The following is an 18023-nucleotide window of genomic DNA, read 5'->3' on the forward strand; positions in this document are numbered from 1 at the left end:
GTCATACAAATGCGTTGATTAATTTTCAAACAGTGGCAAAATGCACGCCCGTACGATAAATAGCCAGACGAGTATAAGAAATGTTGTTAAGCCTAGTTGCATTCACTTCAGTATTTAGCATCGTGAGCACTACCGGTACTGTGTGCATAAAAAAAATCAAGGCAGCTAAAAAAGAAGCGAGTGAGAAAAGTGCAAGGCTTCAACAGATGAGCGAACACCTTTATGCTTATATAAACGCAGAAAGAAGCTATGATGCAATCAAAGGCGAACTAGCCGTAAAAAACCACTTCTACCAGCAACTTCCGATGACTGCGCGCAACACTCACGCTGAAGAAATTTCAAAGATGCAAGCCGAGCTAAAAATACAAAAAGCAGCCTATTTAAACGCACAGAAAAACTATCTAAAAATGGGTAAGCATATTGTTTAATTCGACAGGCGCATTCGTGTTCGTACTGCAAGGGTGATATTAAGCATTACGGCTAAGAAGGTTCAGCCTCAGATATTACCCAAAAAACAATGAAGTACGAACGCTCCCCCGTCAATTCAACAAGTTATGTCTAAACGTTCTGCCCAGCCACGTAGCCCGAACTCCAACACCAGCAGAAGTTAAAGCCCCCAAGCCATCCCGTTACGTCCATAACCTCGCCAATGAAGTACAAACCAGAGTGGGTTTTACACTCCATGGTTTTAGACGAAAGATGATTGGTGTCTACGCCGCCTAGAGTGACCTCCGCAGTTCGATAGCCTTCAGTGCCATTAGGCACAATCTGCCAGCCTTCAAGTGCATCAACGACTTGGTCGTACTCTTTGTGATTCAATTGCTTTAGAGGTTTATCGACTAGCTGTTTACGCTCAATCAACACCTCAATTAAGCGCTTTGGCAGTACCTTAGATAGGGTATTTTTTAGAGATTGGTTAGGATGCTTTTCTCGGTTCTGCGCCAGCAGTTCAGTAACATCAGCCTCAGGCACTAAATTGACAGTTACCTTTTGTCCTGCACGCCAATACGATGAGATCTGCAACACTGATGGTCCAGAAAGCCCTCTATGCGTAAACAGCAATGCCTCTTTGAAGACAGTGCCATCTTCTGCAGTAATCTCTGCAGGAATCGCAATTCCAGACAGCTCACTGAAATCCAGCTTGTCTTGCTTATGCAGAGTAAATGGCACTAAACCTGCAGTGGTGGGTACCACATCCAAGCCAAATTGTTCGGCGATCTGATAGCCAAAAGGTGTCGCCCCAAGTTTAGGCATAGATAGACCACCTGTCGCGACGACCAATGATTCACAGCTGATCGGTTTGCCATTGGCTAGGAGCGTATAGCCCGATTCTGTTTTCTCAATATTGCTTACCGCTACCTGGTATTGAAACTGTACATACTGCGAGTCACACTCATCAAGTAGCATTTTTACAATTTGCTTCGCAGAATCCACGCAAAACAACTGCCCATGGTCACGCTCTTCAAACTCGATGCCATGCTTACTCACCATAGAGATAAAATCCCAATTGGTGTACTGCGACAATGCCGATTTCACGAAATGGGGATTACTACAGATGAAATTGGAAGGGGAAACATCGTAGTTGCTAAAGTTACAGCGGCCACCACCTGAGATGAGAATCTTACGCCCTGGTTTTTTAGCATGATCAACCACTAGTACTCGCCTAGCTCGCTTGCCCGCTTCAGCAGCACACATCAGGCCTGCGGCACCAGCACCAATAATCACGACATCAAAGTGTTCACTCATTTTCTACATCTCGGGAGGTCATACAAAAAGGGCATGCGAAAACCGCATACCCTTACAAAGGCGCACATTCTACCCAGATGCAGGGTAGAGATACAAACAAGATTAATAATTAAACGCTGAAAGCCGCCACTAAGGTGACAAAAAGCAATGCGCAACTGAGAATAAAGAGCTCTCTAACCTTGTCGCACTTGTCGACAAACACCGGATCATGATGCTGGGAATATTCTTTGCTCTTGAGGTAATGGAAAAGTCTGAACTGTTTGACGACATTACCTTGAGTAGTGAAAAACCCTCGGCCATCGACTTGCTGGTAGAGTAAAGGGTGCGCTTCGCGCATCACAAAGATAAGTGCCCTTAATGTACTGATATAACGCATACAATTGACCGCAGTTACGATCATAAGCGCAAAAATAATCAAATCCCCACTGATCATCTCTTTTCCTCCCTACACTCTCTAGGAAATGGCAAGACAACCAGTGTGAATCAGTTGTTTAGTCGAGTACGGATAAGTTACTCAGCTGCCACATCCATGATAGAGGTTGAACCTTCTTTAGCCATAATTGCTAGGTCTTTATCAATGAAGAACAGTGCTTGACCATTTTCACCAACCAACTCTAGCTTGTCTAAAATCCCTTTAAACAATTTCTCTTCTTCGTGTTGCTCTGCCACATACCACTGTAAGAAATTGAACGTTGAGTAGTCTTGGCTTGTGAAAGCCACGTGAGCAAGCTTATTGATCTTTTCGGTGATCATGCACTCATGCTCGTAGGTCTCACGGAAAACCTCTCCAAGGCTAGCAAACTCATGCTTTGGCGCATCTATTGCACCGAGAATTGGCATCGCCCCAGTCTCACTCACATAAGTGAACAAGCGTTGCATATGCTCCATTTCTTCGGTGGCATGTTTGCGCATAAACTCTGCTGCACCCTCGAAACCTTTATCTTCACACCAAGCACTCATTTGTAAGTATAGATTGGATGAGAAAAATTCTAGGTTTATTTGTGCGTTTAAATTTTCAACCATCTGTTCCGACAGCATAAGACGTTCCTCTTCTTAATAGCTCTAATGTCATTCAGCCAATATACCATGTGGCTATGTGTCTAAATTAACAGACTTTGCCCTAAATCAAAATTCTCTTTCTTTTGTTAGTCGAATACTTCAACTTCAGATCACTTCAGCAAAAAATATGTCTCGCCCTGCTAGAATGAAATTAAGGATACATTCTCTATTGCCCGAATAAGGAGCCTATCATGAGCTATAAACATATCGTTGTTGCCCTAGACTTAGGGGATCATAGTGAGTACTTAGCTAATCGAGCAGCCAAGCTTGCCAAAGCTCTTGATGCTGAGCTTTCTTTTATTCATATCGACGTTAACTATAGTGAAGTCTACACAGGACTGATTGAAGTTAATTTGGTTGATAGTCAGAGCGCGACCACTAAGCTTTCCACTCAAAAGCTACAAGATTTGAGCGAAAAACTCGATTATCCAGTGAGTAACACACTCGTGGGACGTGGTGATCTGGTCGAAGAACTTTCAGATGCGATAAAAGAAAGAGGGTTTGATTTGGTTGTCTGTGGACACCATCACGACTTCTGGGGCAAGTTGCTTTCCAACACTCGCCACATGATTCATGACATGCCTATCGACCTATTGGTGGTACCGCTTCAAGATTAGTTCTGGGACAGTTCTGGAACAGTTCTAAGTTGGTTCTAGGATAGCTCTGGAATTAATGGAGATGATTTGAGGCTACGCGAATAGAGGTAGCCTCAACCACCTCATTAAGGTGTGCGTCTAGCTTACTTCTCTTCTTGGTAAGCTTTTTCTCTTTGCGTAAAATCTTGTTCAGCTTCTTGTACATTTTCGCCTGCTTCTTCAGCATCTTACGCTGCTTCTTGAGCTGTTTGTTGCTCAACTGACACTGTACTTCTTCATCCGCAATAGTGTCTTGCTCTGCATTTTCCGCCACTTCGATCACTGGCTTAATCTGTTTTTTCTTTTCCGATTTGTTTTTAGCCGATGATATTTCGGTAATGGTGTTTGTCGCCTTTGCTTCAGCTAGCAACACACAGTCTTCGACGGCCGGCTCTAAAATAGGTCCTGCAATCTTATTGCGGCATGCTTGAGGTGGAATTGGGCTAGGCTTACACAGGTTTTCATCACTACTTGCTACACGAGCGCAAGAGCGACACACAAATTTTGGCTCCGCCACAATAGAATAGATAGCCCCTAAGCTGCCCTCTATCGTTCGGCGATTAAATTTGCACATTTTCTTACTCATAAAGCCTCGTCACTCAAATGCAATTAATAATGATTATTACTTACATATAGCGATTTCACCGCAGTAATTCAACTATTTATTTTTGACCTTTGAGCTAAGTCATTGAAGACAAGACATAAACATCAAAACGATTTTTCTTAGTTTCGATGGCCATGCTTGGTTTCTTCTCATTCAGCCAGTTGGCGTAGTCAGGTCTTTTCACAATGACTCGTTTCGTGGCAAGCTGCAAAGCAGGCTCAAGAAGACCGTCCGCATCTTGATCGGGGCCAACTAAGGTCTGAAACACTCGCATCTCTTTTTTGATTTGCGCGCTTTTCTTTTTGTTTTCTGGGTGAGGGTACATAGGGTCAAGATAGATAACATCAGGTCGTTGAAATTCGTTATCCTCAGCTAACTGCGACAGTGCATCTAGGCTCGAGGCGTGCAATAGCGACATACGCTCGCTAACCCAACCACCAATCTCAGGGTCCAGCTTTGCTCGAGAAAGGCCATCATCAAGCAAAGCCGCAACCACAGGGTTGCGCTCAATCATCTGCACCTTGCAGCCTAGAGAGGCCAACACAAAGGCATCGCGGCCAAGGCCTGCTGTCGCATCTAACACACACGGCGTCGCGCCCTTGTTGAGACCCGCGGCTTTTGCAATAGATTGCCCTTTACCACCACCAAATTTACGGCGATGCGCCACGGCTCCACCAGCAAAGTCCACGAAGATTGACCCTAGTTTAGGCTCATCCAGCTTTTTTAGTTCTAGACGCTCGCCTAACTGCAAGGCAAACTGACTATCAGGATCATGTTGCAAGCCCCAGCGCTCCGCCAATGCTTGGATCTGTAATTGTTTGTCTTCGGACTGCGCTAGAAGTTGAATCTGCAACGTCATCTCTCTAAAGTTTAGGGGTCTGTCGACCTGATTAGGATATCCGTTAGTTTACCGCATTCTTGTTATCTGTGTCTCTTAAGGAACCCCAATGAACCAAAACCCTATGCTCGACCAGCTCGATAAAGATATCCTAAAAACACTGATGGAGGACGCCCGTACTCCCTATGCAGAGATGGGCAAGCGATTTAATGTTAGCCCTGCCACCATTCATGTTCGAATTGAAAAAATGAGAGCTGCTGAGGTCATTGAAGGTACAGAGGTTATCGTCAATACCAAAAAATTGGGCTATGACGTGTGCTGTTTTATCGGCATCAACTTGAATGCGGCCAAGGACTACCATTCAGCGCTAGAGAAGCTCAACGCCCTAGATGAGGTCGTCGAAGCGTATTACACCACTGGCGCCTACAGCATCTTCGTTAAGTTAATGTGCCGCTCTATTGAAGAGTTGCAGCATGTCCTGATCAATAAATTGCAGGCCATCGATGAGGTGCAATCTACCGAAACCCTTATCTCGCTACAAAATCCAATCAACCGCAATGTGAACCCATAAAAAAAGCCACCTCAATTTGAGATGGCTTATAGAGAGTTAACGAGGATTAAGCCCCGATACCTGCATGTCTTAGCAAGGCATCAATTTGCGGCTCACGACCACGGAAGCGCTTAAATAGCTCCATAGGTTCCTCACTGCCCCCCATCTCTAGGATGTTATTCAGGAAGCTTTGTCCTGTCTCTTTGTTGAAGATGCCCTCTTCTTCAAAACGAGAGTACGCATCCGCAGACAGCACTTCTGCCCACAGATAGCTGTAATAGCCCGCACTGTATCCACCGGCAAAGATATGACTAAATGCATGAGAGAAACGGTTCCACTCTAGGCTTGGTAATACTGCGACCTTTTGCTTAACTTCTGCCAAGGTTTCAAGCACTCGCGCGCCAATATCAGGATCAAACTCGGTGTGTAGAGTAAAATCAAACAGTCCAAACTCTAGCTGACGCAGAATAAACATCGCCGACTGGAAGTTTTTCGCCGCTAGCATCTTATCCAGCATTTCTTTTGGTAGAGGCTCACCCGTTTCATAGTGACCTGAGATGAACGACAGCGCCTCTTCTTCCCAGCACCAGTTCTCTAGGAACTGACTTGGCAGTTCAACCGCATCCCATGGCACGCCATTGATGCCAGACACAGACGAAACATCAATCTGAGTAAGCATGTGGTGAATACCGTGGCCAAACTCATGGAATAGCGTCGTTACTTCGTTATGAGTAAACAGCGCAGGTTTATCCCCCACCGGCTTGTTAAAGTTACAAGTTAGGTAAGCCACTGGCGTTTCCAATTCACCCGATGACGTTGTGCGGCGCACGCGACACTCGTCCATCCAAGCACCACCACGCTTATGCTCTCGGGCATACAAGTCTAGGTAGAAACTGCCACGCAATTCGCCATCAATGGTCAAGATATCAAAGAAGCGCACTGACTCGTGCCAAACATCCACATCTTGTCGCTCTTTCACTTGCATGCCAAACACACGCTCAAGCACCTCAAATAGGCCAGAAACCACTTTGTTTTCTGGGAAATAAGGGCGCAAGTCTTCGTCTGAAATACTGAACAGATTTTGCTTTTGTTTTTCGCTGTAGTAAGCGATATCCCAAAGGTTAAGTTCGGTGACGCCAAATTCTTTTTCTGCAAACTGACGCAGCTCTTCTACTTCTTTCTCGCCCTGAGGCTTAGCCTTACTAGCAAGGTCATTTAAGAAGCCAAGTACCTGATCGGTGGTCTCTGCCATTTTAGTAGCAAGTGAGCGTTCACTATAAGTAGAGAAACCTAGCATGCGAGAGATCTCGTGGCGCAGTTTTAGCTGCTCAGCAATGATCTCAGTATTGTCCCACTTGCCCGCATTCGGTCCACGATCGGATGCACGAGTATTGTATGACTCATACATTTCTTTACGTAGTTCTTGATTGTCGCAGTAGGTTAAAACGGGAACGTAAGAAGGGATGTCTAGCGTAAGTAGGTAGCCCTCTAGATCTTTTGCTTGTGCCGCCGCTTTGGCTGCTTCCAATGCCGATTCTGGCATGCCCGCAAGCTCATTCACGTCCTCAATGTGCTTACTCCACCCCATAGTGGCATCAAGTACATTGTTAGAAAACTTAGACCCAAGCTCAGACAGGCGCTTACTGATCTCACCATAGCGATGCTGCTCATCGGCTGGAAGACCAATGCCCGACAATTCAAAATCGCGCAGTGCATCTTTGATGGTTTTCTTCTTCGCTTGGCTCAGACCGTCAAAGCTTGAGTCTGCTTTGATCGCTTTGTAAGCCTCATAAAGCCCCTTATGCTGACCTAACCATGTGCCGTATTCAGATAGCAGTGGCAAGCAGCTCTCATAGGCTTCACGAAGCTCCTCACTGTTGGCTACTGAGTTCAAATGACTCACTGGTGACCAAAGGCGTGAAAGAACTGAGTCCACTTCATCCAATGGCAAGCAGACGTTTTCCCAAGTTGGGTTGTCGTTATCTTTTAGAACGTCGTCTACCTTGTGTCGGCAATCCGCAATTGCCTTTTCCACAGCAGGTTTAACATGCTCTGGCTTGATCTCGGAGAAATGCGGTAAATCCGTAATATTGAGAAGCGGGTTAGACATAGAGGGTCCCTTTTATTTTCGTCTTATAAGAGTTTACATAGTGACGACTTATGCAAAATTCAATAGTCGAGTATAATGTGGATTAGTCCCATCACATACTCACTTGGGGAGTCACCTTGCTCAGCTACCGTCACAGTTTTCATGCTGGAAATCATGCCGATGTGGTTAAACACATTGTACAAAGTCTTATACTTGACGCCTTAAAGCAGAAAGACAAGCCTTTTGTCTATCACGACACTCATTCAGGTGTAGGCCGTTACGATCTGACCCATGAATGGTCAGAAAAAACCGGCGAATACAAACAAGGTATCGCGAAGCTTTGGCAGCAAGCTGATTTGCCTGAAGAATTAGAGAGCTACCTTGATTCAATTCGCACCCTCAATGAAGGTGATGAGCTGAGGTACTACCCTGGCTCTCCTCGCGTCGCTCGAGCTCAACTTCGTCGCGGTGATCGCATGGTGTTAACTGAGTTACACCCTAGCGACTTTCCCCTGCTAGAGCAGGAGTTCCACCGTGACCGCCAAGTTAAGATCTTTAAAGAAGATGGCTTCGCTCGCTTAAAGGGTAGCTTACCGCCAAGAGAGCGTCGTGGATTAGTACTTATTGATCCTCCGTACGAATTGGCTAAAGAATATCGCGATGTCGTACAAGCTATCGCACAAAGTTATAAGCGCTGGGCAACAGGTATTTACGCAATCTGGTACCCTGTAGTTAATCGCTATGATATCGACGATATGCTGAAGGGCTTACAAGGCCTTGGCATTCGCAAGATATTACAAATCGAAATGGGTGTATCGCCAGATACCAACGAAAGAGGCATGACAGCGTCAGGCATGATCATTGTCAATCCGCCTTGGAAGCTTGAAAGCCAGATGCAAGCCATCTTGCCTGTATTAAAACAAGCGATTGCACCCGCAACAGGACATTTTAAGGTTGAATGGGTTGTACCCGAATAAATTCACCCAATATAACTAAAAAGACTACAAGGATTTTGGAGAACTCAATGGCAACTCATTTTGACTACATCTGTATTGGTGGCGGTAGTGGCGGTATTGCATCAGCTAACCGTGCATCTATGTATGGCGCTAAGGTCGCTCTCATCGAAGCGAAAGACCTTGGTGGCACCTGTGTAAACGTTGGCTGTGTGCCAAAGAAAGTAATGTGGCATGGCGCGCAAGTTGCTGAAGCTATTAACCTTTACGCAGAAGACTACGGCTTTGATGTAGACCTGAAAGACTTTCAGTGGTCAAAGCTTGTTGAAAACCGCCAAGCGTATATTGGCCGTATCCATCAGTCATATGACCGTGTTCTTGGTAACAATAAAGTGAATGTGATCAAGGGCTTTGCAAAGTTCGTTGACGAGAAAACCGTTGAGGTTGATGGTGAGCAATACACAGCTGATCACATCCTAATTGCAGTGGGTGGTCGTCCAACTATCCCTAACATCCCTGGTGCTGAGCATGGTATCGACTCTAATGGCTTCTTCGACCTAGAGGCGCAACCTAAGCGCGTTGCTGTGGTTGGCGCTGGCTACATTGCCGTTGAGATCGCAGGCGTACTGAGCGCCCTTGGCACACAAACAGACCTGTTTGTGCGTAAAGAGTCTCCGCTACGTAGCTTCGATCCAATGATCATAGAGACACTGACCGAAGTAATGGCAGCAGAAGGCCCAACGCTACATACTCACTCTGTACCAAAAGAAGTGGTAAAAGAAGCGGACGGCAGCCTAACCCTGCACCTAGAGAACGGCAACACCCACAACGTGGACGAGCTAATCTGGGCTATCGGTCGCCACCCTGCCACTGATGCGATCAATCTTAGCAACACTGGCGTTGCAACCAACGACCGTGGCTACATCAAGGTTGATGAGTACCAAGAGACTAATGTTAAAGGCATCTACTGTGTTGGCGACATCATGGAGGGTGGTATTGAGCTAACGCCTGTTGCGGTTAAAGCGGGTCGCCAACTATCTGAGCGTCTATTTAACAACAAGACTGATGCGAAAATGGACTACGACCTAGTTCCAACCGTCGTCTTCAGCCACCCACCAATTGGCACTATTGGTCTGACTGAGCAAGAAGCGATTGAGCAGTACGGCAAAGAGAACGTGAAGGTTTACACCTCTGGCTTCACCGCTATGTACACCGCAGTCACCAAGCATCGTCAGCCATGTAAAATGAAGCTAGTCTGTGCGGGCGACAACGAAAAAGTGGTGGGTCTACACGGTATCGGCTTTACTGTTGATGAGATGATTCAGGGCTTCGCTGTAGCGATGAAGATGGGCGCAACTAAGGCAGACTTCGATTCTGTAGTGGCTATCCACCCAACAGGCTCTGAAGAGTTTGTTACCATGAGATAATTGCCAACTGCGGCAATATTAAAAAGGATGGCCTAGGCCATCCTTTTTTTTATTTTTCGACTTCACGAATAAAGGACTTTTCAAACCCTTCAATGGTTCTAAGCTGTGTGACTTCAAGATTCACTTGTTCGAAATCATCATAAGGTCCAATTAAGCAGCGTCGCCCCTTTGATTCAGCTTTATTCCAGATAGAGGCAGAAACGTTAGGGTAAATCTGATTCACCTGATCTAGGGTGAGCTCTTCAGGAAAAAAGCCACACTGTATCCAAAAGGTCGACTTGTTGTATTGTGGCTTGGTTTTTCCCCACAACGATACACCTATTGGGCACTCCTCTCCCAGCAATGCGGGCTTATCAAAAGACTCTTGAGTAGCGGAGCACAAAAAATTGCCGGCCTGGACATTCACAGACGCAACTAGCCAAATAAACACTGAACACACTAGGGGTAACTTTATTAGCGTCATTTTGCTTATAACCCTCTAATTATATTAAAAACAATCACTTCCGAAAGACTAGTTGAGAGTAGGGTTATTCGCCAATAATTAGCAAGCTGTTGCGTATAGCCTTGTTCTGGCGCAATAAAAAACGCCTGACGAATTCACGTCAGGCTATTGCATCAAAAATTAAGATTACTAAGGTTGAGGATATCACTATTCCAAGTAACACAAGCACCGCCCTTATTCGAGTGCTCGAACTCGAATAAAACATTCTGTGAAGCATCTATTCCCCTGAATATAGCACGGCTCAAGCTCGGGTCACGTCTATCAACTGAAGAATAGGTTACTAAGTGATCACCTTCTTTCTCATAGATACTTGAACAAATATCACTATAAAGACCACTGTCATAAGTCCACGTATTAGTAGCCGTCATGTTGCCCATATCGATAGCCCACTTCATTCCTAAACTTGAGCTTAAAGTTTCACCTACAGGAGCGCCGTCTGGTTGATTAAAGCTAGCTTGACCATTGTTGAAAAGCATCAACTCTCCATTTACTAAAGAAAGCGCATGCTCTCCCATTGGTTTTATGTCGTTTGAAGATAGAGAAAGGGTAAGAAGAGATGGAAAAGTCGCCCAATACTTTGTTTCATCGCCTAATATCCAAATGATCTTCTTGGTTTCATAATCAACTTTAATCACAAAGTTTTCTCGGCTAGATGCAATTATTGAGTCATCACTTGGATCATAAATTGCAGAGTTCATATGAAACCAATCAACACCGTCTATAACAAAAGTAGATGGATCATCGCCATTTTCGAGCATGTAATTAGAGATTATTTCACCAAAATCCCATTCTTGAATAAGTTGGCCGTTACCATCCACTTCAATCACGATAGCTTCTACAATATTTACGCCGCTTTTAGTAGTATTAATGTTGAGCAAATAACCACGTTTTCCAACGGTGGTTTCGTGGTGCGGAACTATATCTGATAAGCCATCGGCCGAAATCAACACCTCCGAAATAGTTCCATCCAGATTCAAAGTTATTAATTTATTTCCATTTTGAACCTTGAAGCCTCCTGATGTGAAGTATGCAGCTCTGTAATGACCAGGCTCAGAAAGCATCTCAGGGTTAAAGGTCCAGCGAACATTGCCATCAATATCTACGATAACGGGGCCTTGATCCGTATTATTTTCCAAGTAAAAGTAGCTAAAAGAAATACCCTCGTTAGTAGGGCTCTCATTTTTTATTATCCGATCAAAGATCTCATTTGAGTCTACATACGGTGGCGCAGTCAAGATCACAGTATCACTGATTTTAGAGTCATCTTGAAAGTACAGTGTTACTTCAATAGAGTTATCAAAGTTCTCATACATACCCCAAATAGGAAGCATCAAACTTGCATCGTTATAATTTAATGAGGATATTTTATATTGAGCAGAGATAGCCTCACTAAAAGAGCCATCCTTGGGTGCAATACTGAATTCCACAGCAGAGATGTTTTCTGTAGGGACCTCTAAATTTAAGCTAGAAATAAAAACCGAAGATGCTGTATCAGCCTCTGAAATCATCAATTGTTCTCTGACTTCATCAGCCATTGTTTGAGCACTGTCGTTGTCGTTGTCGTTACAACCTACTAAAAAGAGCAATGCTATAGAAATAAAAGCATATTTCACATTCACTTACGACCTCCATGTCGCAGATCATTCTCACTCTGAATCATAGTACAAGTGGTAACTTCTGCAGATATTTCAGATAAAAAAAGAGCTACATCACTGTAGCTCTTTTTGCATCACAGATACTCGATATTAACCCTTATACAATTTCGGGTTAAATACATCACGTAACCAGTCACCCAGTAGGTTGATAACCAATACCAAGGTTACTAGAACGATACCTGGGAAGGCTGTAATCCACCATGCACCAGAGAAGATGTAGTTAAAGCCTGTGCTGATCAACGCGCCCAGAGAAGGTTGGTCAACTGGTAGACCTAGGCCAAGGAACGACAGTGCCGCCTCAGACATGATTGCGTTCGCAATCTGTACCGTTGAGATAACCAAGATTGGTGATAGACAGTTAGGGAGAATGTGGCGGAACATGATGCGTGGTGCTTTAAAGCCCATCACGCGCGCCGCTTCTACGTATTCTTTCTTCTTCTCTGCCAGTACCGAAGCACGAATGGTACGCGCATACTGTGGCCATTCCGCCACACCAATGATCACGACCAGCATCACTACTGCATATTCGCTATAGAAGGCACTGCCAAAGCTCGCCTTAAAGATGGCGGAAACAATAATCGCTACCATCATGGTTGAGAACGAAAGCTGAATATCGGCAAAGCGCATCAGGAAGCTATCAATGCGGCCACCGAAGTAACCCGCTGATAGACCGATAACGATACCCAGAATCAGCTGTAGGCCTACGGCTAGGAAACCGATTGTCAGTGACAGTCTTGAGCCATACAAGATCGTTGAGAAGATATCACGGCCTTGCTCATCGGTACCTAAGACAAAGTGCGACTCACCACCTTCCATCCATGAAGGAGGAAGTTCTGAATCCATGATATCGATAGACATCAAATCATAAGGGTCTGACGGCGCAATAATCGGTGCTGCTAGTGCTGCTACCAAGAAGCAAGCGAAGACGAAAGCACTGAACATAGCCACTTTGTCACGCAAGAAATAGTAAACGATATCCGAGTTTTTAAAACGCTCCCAGCGACCTGGAGCTTGTGTTGTCTGTTCCATGATTATGCTCCTTTACCAGTAATGTTCACGGTTGGGTTGATTAGGCCGTATAGCAAGTCAACGATGGTGTTAGTTACCACGAAAATCAGACCTACGAAGATTACGTAAGCTGTGATTAACGGTGTATCTACACGGTTGATCGCTTCAAGGAACAAGAATCCTGTGCCTGGCCATTGGAATACAGTCTCAGTAAGAATGGTGTATGCCACCATAGTACCAATCTGTACACCACCTACCGTTAATACCGGTAAAAGGGTATTTTTAAGTGCATGTTGATAATGAATTTTCTTCAGTGGTAGGCCTTTTGCCTTACCAAATTTGATGTATTCCGAGCTAAGCACTTCAAGCATTTCAGAGCGCACTAGGCGAATGAACAGTGGAAGCATAATAGAAGCCAGTGAAACACACGGCAATATTAAGTGTTTAATGCCATCTACAGTGAAGAAGCCAGACTGCCACCCAAGTACGTTCGCTGTTTCGCCTCGACCGTAGGAAGGCAACCACCCTAAGGTTATCGAGAAGATGTACATCAGCATGATTGCTGTTAGGAATACGGGTATAGAAATACCCACCGAGCTCATCGCCATGACGACCTTGGTAAAGAAACTTTTAGGATTTATAGCGGAATAAACGCCAAGCGGAATCGACAGCACAACAATAATGAGTGTTGCACCGAATACGAGCTCTAGAGTCGCAACCAGCTTGTCCAAGATAACGTCCACAGCTGGACGCTTAAAGAAATATGAAGTACCTAAATCACCCTGCACTGCTGCAGTGATAAAGCGGGTATATTTAGTGACAAACGGGTCGTTCAGACCAAGGTCATCACGCAGCGCTTGACGCTCCGATTCAGATACCGACTGACCAACTAATTCACGTAAGGGATCACCAAGATTATCTTGGATAGCAAACGCCACCAAACTGATCACAAACATCACTACCAGTGCCTGATATAGGCGCTTGACTAGAAACGAAAACATTCCTTTGCCCCTTTTTTCCAATCTATCAAATTTTCAGCCTTAAAAATGGTACCTGACCCGACTGAAACAAGGCCAGGCACCGAAAACCGCATTACCGCGCTTTTAAAAGCGTTGCTCGTAGGCAACAGAGGCACACCGATTATTTCTAATGGATGCCTTTATTCGTATTGCTACTTCTTACTTAACAACTAGGTCGCCAAAGTAAGGGAAGTTCATTGCGTTTACGATTGGTGTAATCTCAACGTTAGACTTTGCGCCCCACGCTAGGTTCTGCCAGTGTAGAGGAACGTATGCAGCGTCATCGTAAAGAGTCTTCTCTACTTGTTGCAGCATCTGTGCACGCTTCGCTGGATCAGTTTCTACGTTAGCCGCTTCAACTAGCTTGTCCATTTCAGGGTTCGAATAGTGACCACAGTTGTACTGACCTTTACCTGTCTCTTCGTTACGAGTCATAGTTAGGAATTCAGAGAAGTTCGCTGAATCTTCAGTATCTGCGTGCCAGCCAATCATTAGCATGTCTGCTGCACACTTATCGAACTCAGGCCAGTATTGCGCTTTAGGCATAGTCTTCAAGTCAACACGAATGCCGATCTTAGCTAGCATTGCAGCCGCTGCTTGAGCGATTTTCGCATCGTTCACGTAACGGTTGTTGGGTGCGATCATAGTTAGAGAGAAGCCATCTTCGTAGCCCGCTTCTTTCATTAGCTCTTTCGCTTTCTTCAGATCGTAGCGAGGCTTAAGGTCTGCGTCATAACCCGCGTAACCTTCAGGACCTTGCTGACCAGCAGTCGTTGCAAAGCCTTTCATGATCTTCTTCGCGATACCGTCGTTGTTGATTGCGTATACGATAGCTTGACGAACACGAACGTCTTTAAGCGCAGGGTTGCTCTCTTGGTTCATTTGGAACGAAATTAGGCGTGTACCCGGTAGAGTCACGAGTTCAACATCTTTTGCTGATTCCACACGCTGATGGTCGTTCGGAGAAACTGGAGCAATCATGTCTACGCCGCCAGAAAGCAGAGCAGCAACACGAGTTGCGTCTTCTTTGATAGGCACTAGCGTTAGATTTTCAACGTTACCTTTTGACTCTGTATCCCAGTAGCCGTCAAAGCGCTTGAAGTCTACCTTCACGCCTTGCTCACGAGCGGTAACGATGAAAGGACCTGTACCTGAAACGTTAGTAGAAGCAAAAGAGTTACCGTGTTTCACGATCTCAGACTTGTCTTGACCGTCTTCAGTTTTACCTGAGTAGAACTTGCTATCCATTGGGAAAATGTAGGTCGCTGTTTGTAGAACTAGCGGGAAAGCGCCTTTGGATACAAGGTCAAACGTGTTTTCATCAACTTTAACAACCTTCTCAAACGGTGCGAAGATTGCTTTAAAGTCTGGAGAATTTTTCAAACGGTCGAAAGTCCAAACTACGTCGTCGGCAGTCAGTGTGTTACCTGAGTGGAATTTAACGCCTTCACGCAAAGTAAAACGCATTGTTGTATCATTTACGCGCTCCCACTTAGTTGCCAAGCGAGGTTCAAACGACAGATCCTGCTTATAACGTACCAATGGGTCAAAAATCATGTGAGAAAGTTGAAGCGTACCACCAGATAGTTGCTCTTGTGGATCTAGAGATACTGGGTCAGCATCGTAAGCAACTTTGATGTCGGCAGCGGCAGCGCCAAAAGCAAGGCCAGCGGCTGCAAGTGCTACAGCCAATTTGGTCTTAATGGTTTTCATTGCATATCTCCTTCATGCGGGATGGAATCCCTATATTGTGTTTGCTGTGTATTTTGCTCAGTGAGCTTATTGCTTAGTGTCCTAAGCTAATTCTTTCTCTTCAGTAATGCCTTCGCGCAAGCCCTTGAACTCTGGCATTAATGAAACTAAATGTTGGCTGTACTCATGTTGCGGAGACTTAAACAGCTGTTCAGTCGGTGCAACCTCTAACAGAGTACCTTTTTGCATCACGCCAATACGGTCACACATCTGACGAATAACCGGCAAATCGTGACTGATAAATAGCATGGTGAGATTCAACTCATCCTGAAGGTCTTTCAGAAGGTTTAGAATCTGAGCCTGCACTGAAACGTCCAGTGCCGATGTTGGCTCATCACAAATCAATAAACGAGGACGTGTCGCCAAAGCACGTGCAATTGAAATACGCTGACGCTGGCCACCTGAGAATTCATGTGGGTATTTCACTGCAGCCATGCGACCTAGACCAACATGGTCCAGTAGATCGTGAACGATCTGACGAGTTTCATTCTCGTTTGCTGTCAGTTTATGGAAGCGAATAGGTTCTGCGATGATGTCGAAGATCTTCATACGCGGGTTCATCGATGTATATGGGTTCTGGAACACCATCTGCATCTGGCGACGCATTGGGCGGCGCTCTTTTTCGCTCTTCAGGCCAGTTAGGTCAATCCCCTCAAAGGTTACCTTACCCGCATCGGGTGCATATAGACCGGCAATAACACGCGCTATGGTGGATTTACCTGAACCAGACTCACCTACCAAACCAAAGGTTTCCCCTTCGAATACTTCAAAGCTGACATTATCTGATGCCTGCACGTATTCTCTGCGGCTTTCAAATAAAGAGTCTTTGGTAATGAAGCGTAGGTCTACGTTCTCAACATTCAGCAATGGACCTGTGTATTCACGCTCGTCTTGGCTTTGACCCAACCAGTGATTCTTGACATCTAAAGGCTGATGTTCTGCAGCTTCTTCGATGTAACTCACCAATGGGAATCGATCTAGCTTCACATCAGAACGAGGTACAGCAGAGATTAGACTGCGCGTATATGGATGGTCAGGCGCGCCCAATACCTTGCTTGTTGGTCCAAATTCAACCAGATCACCGCGATACATTACTGCAACGCGATCAGTGACGTTTGATACAACCCCCATGTCGTGAGTTACCAGCATACAGCCTACATTTTGCTGAATACACAGGTCACGAATCAGGGTTAGAATTTGGTCTTGAATGGATACGTCCAACGCCGTGGTTGGCTCATCCGCAATGATAAGGTCCGGCTCACCCGCAAGCGCTATTGCAATAACAACACGCTGGCGCATACCACCAGAGAACTGATGCGGATATTGTTTCAAACGGTTTTCAGGCTGTGGAATACCCACTTTGTTCATCAGGTCCAAAGAGCGTTTATACGCCTCTTCATCAGAAACCTTCATATTGGCATGAATGGTTTCTTTAAGCTGCTGCTCAACGGTAAACAAAGGGTTTAGTGACGTCATTGGGTCCTGAAAGATAAATCCAATCTTTGAACCGCGTACCTGACGCATTTGCTCTGGAGATAAACCAGAGACTTTTTCTCCATCAAGGAAAACTTCGCCACCAGCAATCACACCTGGAGGACTTAAAAGATCAATAACGGCATTACCGACTGTGGATTTACCCGCGCCAGATTCACCAACAACGCCGACGATTTCGCCGCGCTCAATATTGAAAGAAAGAGATTTTACTGCTGCGTGAACACCGTGTCTTGACGGGTACTCAATGCGAAGATTTTTTACTTCTAATAACGACATTACCAGACCTCTACTGCTGGACAGTTTTCTGCCTTGTCTGCAAATTGAATCCATTCGAAATGAACGTGACTGATTTGATATCCAGTCTGCGCCTTTTATCGGCGTCTTCGTCCAAAACACAACGATAAATATTGTGTTCGATGCACAATTTGGCAAAAAAGACACACAAAAGCAACATTTAAAGGATAAAAGTTGGCTTTATAGCTGAATAAAAGATGAACTGATGCATGAATAGCCGATCTAGGTGAATAAAAAGTCACCCAGAGACAAGGGAGATTGATAAAAGCAACGCTTACACCTTATCCGCAAAGGGATTGTAAGTATAAGGCCATACAACAGAGGGCTTTAACAATGAAATGTACGCATTTTTATGCTTAGATAAGTCAAAAGTCGATTAAGCACAAAAGCTCAACAAA

Annotated in this window: 17 protein-coding genes; 5 read left to right on the top strand and 12 right to left on the bottom strand. The window is 45.1% G+C overall.

Annotated features, from left to right (window positions below):
* Nucleotides 1–122: 122 nt before the first annotated feature.
* Entirely contained in the window at nucleotides 123–428 is a 306-nt protein-coding gene (locus OCU35_RS12785) for a hypothetical protein (protein WP_240494788.1), read from the top strand.
* 130 nt (nucleotides 429–558) lie between these two features.
* On the opposite strand, the gene OCU35_RS12790 is transcribed toward OCU35_RS12785, so the two are convergent.
* The 3 genes from OCU35_RS12790 to ftnA all read right to left on the bottom strand — a co-directional run bounded on the left by OCU35_RS12790 (nucleotide 559) and on the right by ftnA (nucleotide 2784).
* Complete coding sequence (locus OCU35_RS12790) at nucleotides 559–1746, bottom strand: BaiN/RdsA family NAD(P)/FAD-dependent oxidoreductase (protein WP_261825461.1); 1188 nt, start codon at nucleotides 1744–1746, stop codon at nucleotides 559–561.
* Nucleotides 1747–1855: 109 nt separating this feature from the next.
* Nucleotides 1856–2179: a universal stress protein UspB gene (gene uspB / locus OCU35_RS12795; RefSeq protein WP_017029319.1), complete on the bottom strand. Its 324-nt coding sequence runs from the start codon at nucleotides 2177–2179 to the stop codon at nucleotides 1856–1858.
* 77 nt (nucleotides 2180–2256) lie between these two features.
* Nucleotides 2257–2784 (bottom strand): non-heme ferritin, encoded by a 528-nt coding sequence (gene ftnA, locus OCU35_RS12800; RefSeq protein WP_017029318.1) that lies wholly within the window; start codon nucleotides 2782–2784, stop codon nucleotides 2257–2259.
* A gap of 212 nt (nucleotides 2785–2996) precedes the next feature.
* Between ftnA and OCU35_RS12805 the strand changes: the two genes are divergently transcribed.
* Entirely contained in the window at nucleotides 2997–3422 is a 426-nt protein-coding gene (locus tag OCU35_RS12805; RefSeq protein ID WP_017029317.1) for a universal stress protein, read from the top strand.
* A gap of 52 nt (nucleotides 3423–3474) precedes the next feature.
* On the opposite strand, the gene OCU35_RS12810 is transcribed toward OCU35_RS12805, so the two are convergent.
* Complete coding sequence (locus OCU35_RS12810; RefSeq protein WP_261825462.1) at nucleotides 3475–4014, bottom strand: hypothetical protein; 540 nt, start codon at nucleotides 4012–4014, stop codon at nucleotides 3475–3477.
* 106 nt (nucleotides 4015–4120) lie between these two features.
* On the bottom strand, nucleotides 4121–4903 hold the full coding sequence (locus tag OCU35_RS12815; protein WP_017242679.1) for a class I SAM-dependent methyltransferase: 783 nt from the start codon (nucleotides 4901–4903) through the stop codon (nucleotides 4121–4123).
* Between the two features lie 88 nt (nucleotides 4904–4991).
* Here OCU35_RS12815 and asnC point away from each other — a divergent pair, with 88 nt between their 5' ends.
* The gene (gene asnC, locus OCU35_RS12820) at nucleotides 4992–5453 is read left to right on the top strand and encodes a transcriptional regulator AsnC (protein ID WP_017029314.1); all 462 of its coding nucleotides are present in this window, start codon (nucleotides 4992–4994) and stop codon (nucleotides 5451–5453) included.
* Nucleotides 5454–5499: 46 nt separating this feature from the next.
* Here asnC and prlC read toward each other — a convergent pair whose 3' ends face one another.
* On the bottom strand, nucleotides 5500–7542 hold the full coding sequence (prlC, locus tag OCU35_RS12825; RefSeq protein ID WP_261825463.1) for an oligopeptidase A: 2043 nt from the start codon (nucleotides 7540–7542) through the stop codon (nucleotides 5500–5502).
* A gap of 116 nt (nucleotides 7543–7658) precedes the next feature.
* Here prlC and OCU35_RS12830 point away from each other — a divergent pair, with 116 nt between their 5' ends.
* Both OCU35_RS12830 and gorA read left to right on the top strand, forming a co-directional pair.
* Nucleotides 7659–8498 carry a 23S rRNA (adenine(2030)-N(6))-methyltransferase RlmJ gene (locus OCU35_RS12830; protein ID WP_017029312.1) on the top strand — a complete coding sequence of 280 codons (840 nt, stop codon included), beginning with the start codon at nucleotides 7659–7661 and terminating at the stop codon, nucleotides 8496–8498.
* Nucleotides 8499–8545: 47 nt separating this feature from the next.
* A complete protein-coding gene (gorA, locus tag OCU35_RS12835) occupies nucleotides 8546–9901 on the top strand; it encodes a glutathione-disulfide reductase (RefSeq protein ID WP_102490373.1) in 1356 nt (451 codons plus the stop codon).
* A 49-nt stretch (nucleotides 9902–9950) separates the two neighbouring features.
* Here the strand turns inward: gorA and OCU35_RS12840 are convergent, their stop codons facing one another.
* The 6 genes from OCU35_RS12840 to OCU35_RS12865 all read right to left on the bottom strand — a co-directional run bounded on the left by OCU35_RS12840 (nucleotide 9951) and on the right by OCU35_RS12865 (nucleotide 17607).
* Nucleotides 9951–10364 carry a hypothetical protein gene (locus tag OCU35_RS12840; protein ID WP_017029310.1) on the bottom strand — a complete coding sequence of 138 codons (414 nt, stop codon included), beginning with the start codon at nucleotides 10362–10364 and terminating at the stop codon, nucleotides 9951–9953.
* A gap of 152 nt (nucleotides 10365–10516) precedes the next feature.
* Nucleotides 10517–12022: an aryl-sulfate sulfotransferase gene (locus OCU35_RS12845; RefSeq protein WP_261825464.1), complete on the bottom strand. Its 1506-nt coding sequence runs from the start codon at nucleotides 12020–12022 to the stop codon at nucleotides 10517–10519.
* Nucleotides 12023–12148: 126 nt separating this feature from the next.
* Nucleotides 12149–13087 (bottom strand): ABC transporter permease, encoded by a 939-nt coding sequence (locus OCU35_RS12850; RefSeq protein ID WP_017029309.1) that lies wholly within the window; start codon nucleotides 13085–13087, stop codon nucleotides 12149–12151.
* A 2-nt stretch (nucleotides 13088–13089) separates the two neighbouring features.
* Nucleotides 13090–14067: an ABC transporter permease gene (locus OCU35_RS12855; RefSeq protein WP_102499022.1), complete on the bottom strand. Its 978-nt coding sequence runs from the start codon at nucleotides 14065–14067 to the stop codon at nucleotides 13090–13092.
* 177 nt (nucleotides 14068–14244) lie between these two features.
* Nucleotides 14245–15798: an ABC transporter substrate-binding protein gene (locus OCU35_RS12860; RefSeq protein ID WP_102367308.1), complete on the bottom strand. Its 1554-nt coding sequence runs from the start codon at nucleotides 15796–15798 to the stop codon at nucleotides 14245–14247.
* Between the two features lie 81 nt (nucleotides 15799–15879).
* A complete protein-coding gene (locus OCU35_RS12865) occupies nucleotides 15880–17607 on the bottom strand; it encodes a dipeptide ABC transporter ATP-binding protein (protein ID WP_017029306.1) in 1728 nt (575 codons plus the stop codon).
* Between the last annotated feature and the right edge of the window lie 416 nt (nucleotides 17608–18023).

This window comes from Vibrio breoganii, assembly GCF_024346795.1.
GTDB classification, from domain to species: domain Bacteria; phylum Pseudomonadota; class Gammaproteobacteria; order Enterobacterales; family Vibrionaceae; genus Vibrio; species Vibrio breoganii.

Coding starts and splice junctions, on each gene's coding strand:
- OCU35_RS12855 (WP_102499022.1), bottom strand. CDS start 14,067: ATGTTTTCGTTTCTAGTCAAGCGCCTATATCAGGCACTGGTAGTGATG.
- OCU35_RS12810 (WP_261825462.1), bottom strand. CDS start 4,014: ATGTGCAAATTTAATCGCCGAACGATAGAGGGCAGCTTAGGGGCTATC.
- gorA (WP_102490373.1), top strand. CDS start 8,546: ATGGCAACTCATTTTGACTACATCTGTATTGGTGGCGGTAGTGGCGGT.
- OCU35_RS12850 (WP_017029309.1), bottom strand. CDS start 13,087: ATGGAACAGACAACACAAGCTCCAGGTCGCTGGGAGCGTTTTAAAAAC.
- OCU35_RS12860 (WP_102367308.1), bottom strand. CDS start 15,798: ATGAAAACCATTAAGACCAAATTGGCTGTAGCACTTGCAGCCGCTGGC.
- uspB (WP_017029319.1), bottom strand. CDS start 2,179: ATGATCAGTGGGGATTTGATTATTTTTGCGCTTATGATCGTAACTGCG.
- OCU35_RS12840 (WP_017029310.1), bottom strand. CDS start 10,364: ATGACGCTAATAAAGTTACCCCTAGTGTGTTCAGTGTTTATTTGGCTA.
- prlC (WP_261825463.1), bottom strand. CDS start 7,542: ATGTCTAACCCGCTTCTCAATATTACGGATTTACCGCATTTCTCCGAG.
- ftnA (WP_017029318.1), bottom strand. CDS start 2,784: ATGCTGTCGGAACAGATGGTTGAAAATTTAAACGCACAAATAAACCTA.
- OCU35_RS12790 (WP_261825461.1), bottom strand. CDS start 1,746: ATGAGTGAACACTTTGATGTCGTGATTATTGGTGCTGGTGCCGCAGGC.
- OCU35_RS12805 (WP_017029317.1), top strand. CDS start 2,997: ATGAGCTATAAACATATCGTTGTTGCCCTAGACTTAGGGGATCATAGT.
- OCU35_RS12815 (WP_017242679.1), bottom strand. CDS start 4,903: ATGACGTTGCAGATTCAACTTCTAGCGCAGTCCGAAGACAAACAATTA.
- asnC (WP_017029314.1), top strand. CDS start 4,992: ATGAACCAAAACCCTATGCTCGACCAGCTCGATAAAGATATCCTAAAA.
- OCU35_RS12865 (WP_017029306.1), bottom strand. CDS start 17,607: ATGTCGTTATTAGAAGTAAAAAATCTTCGCATTGAGTACCCGTCAAGA.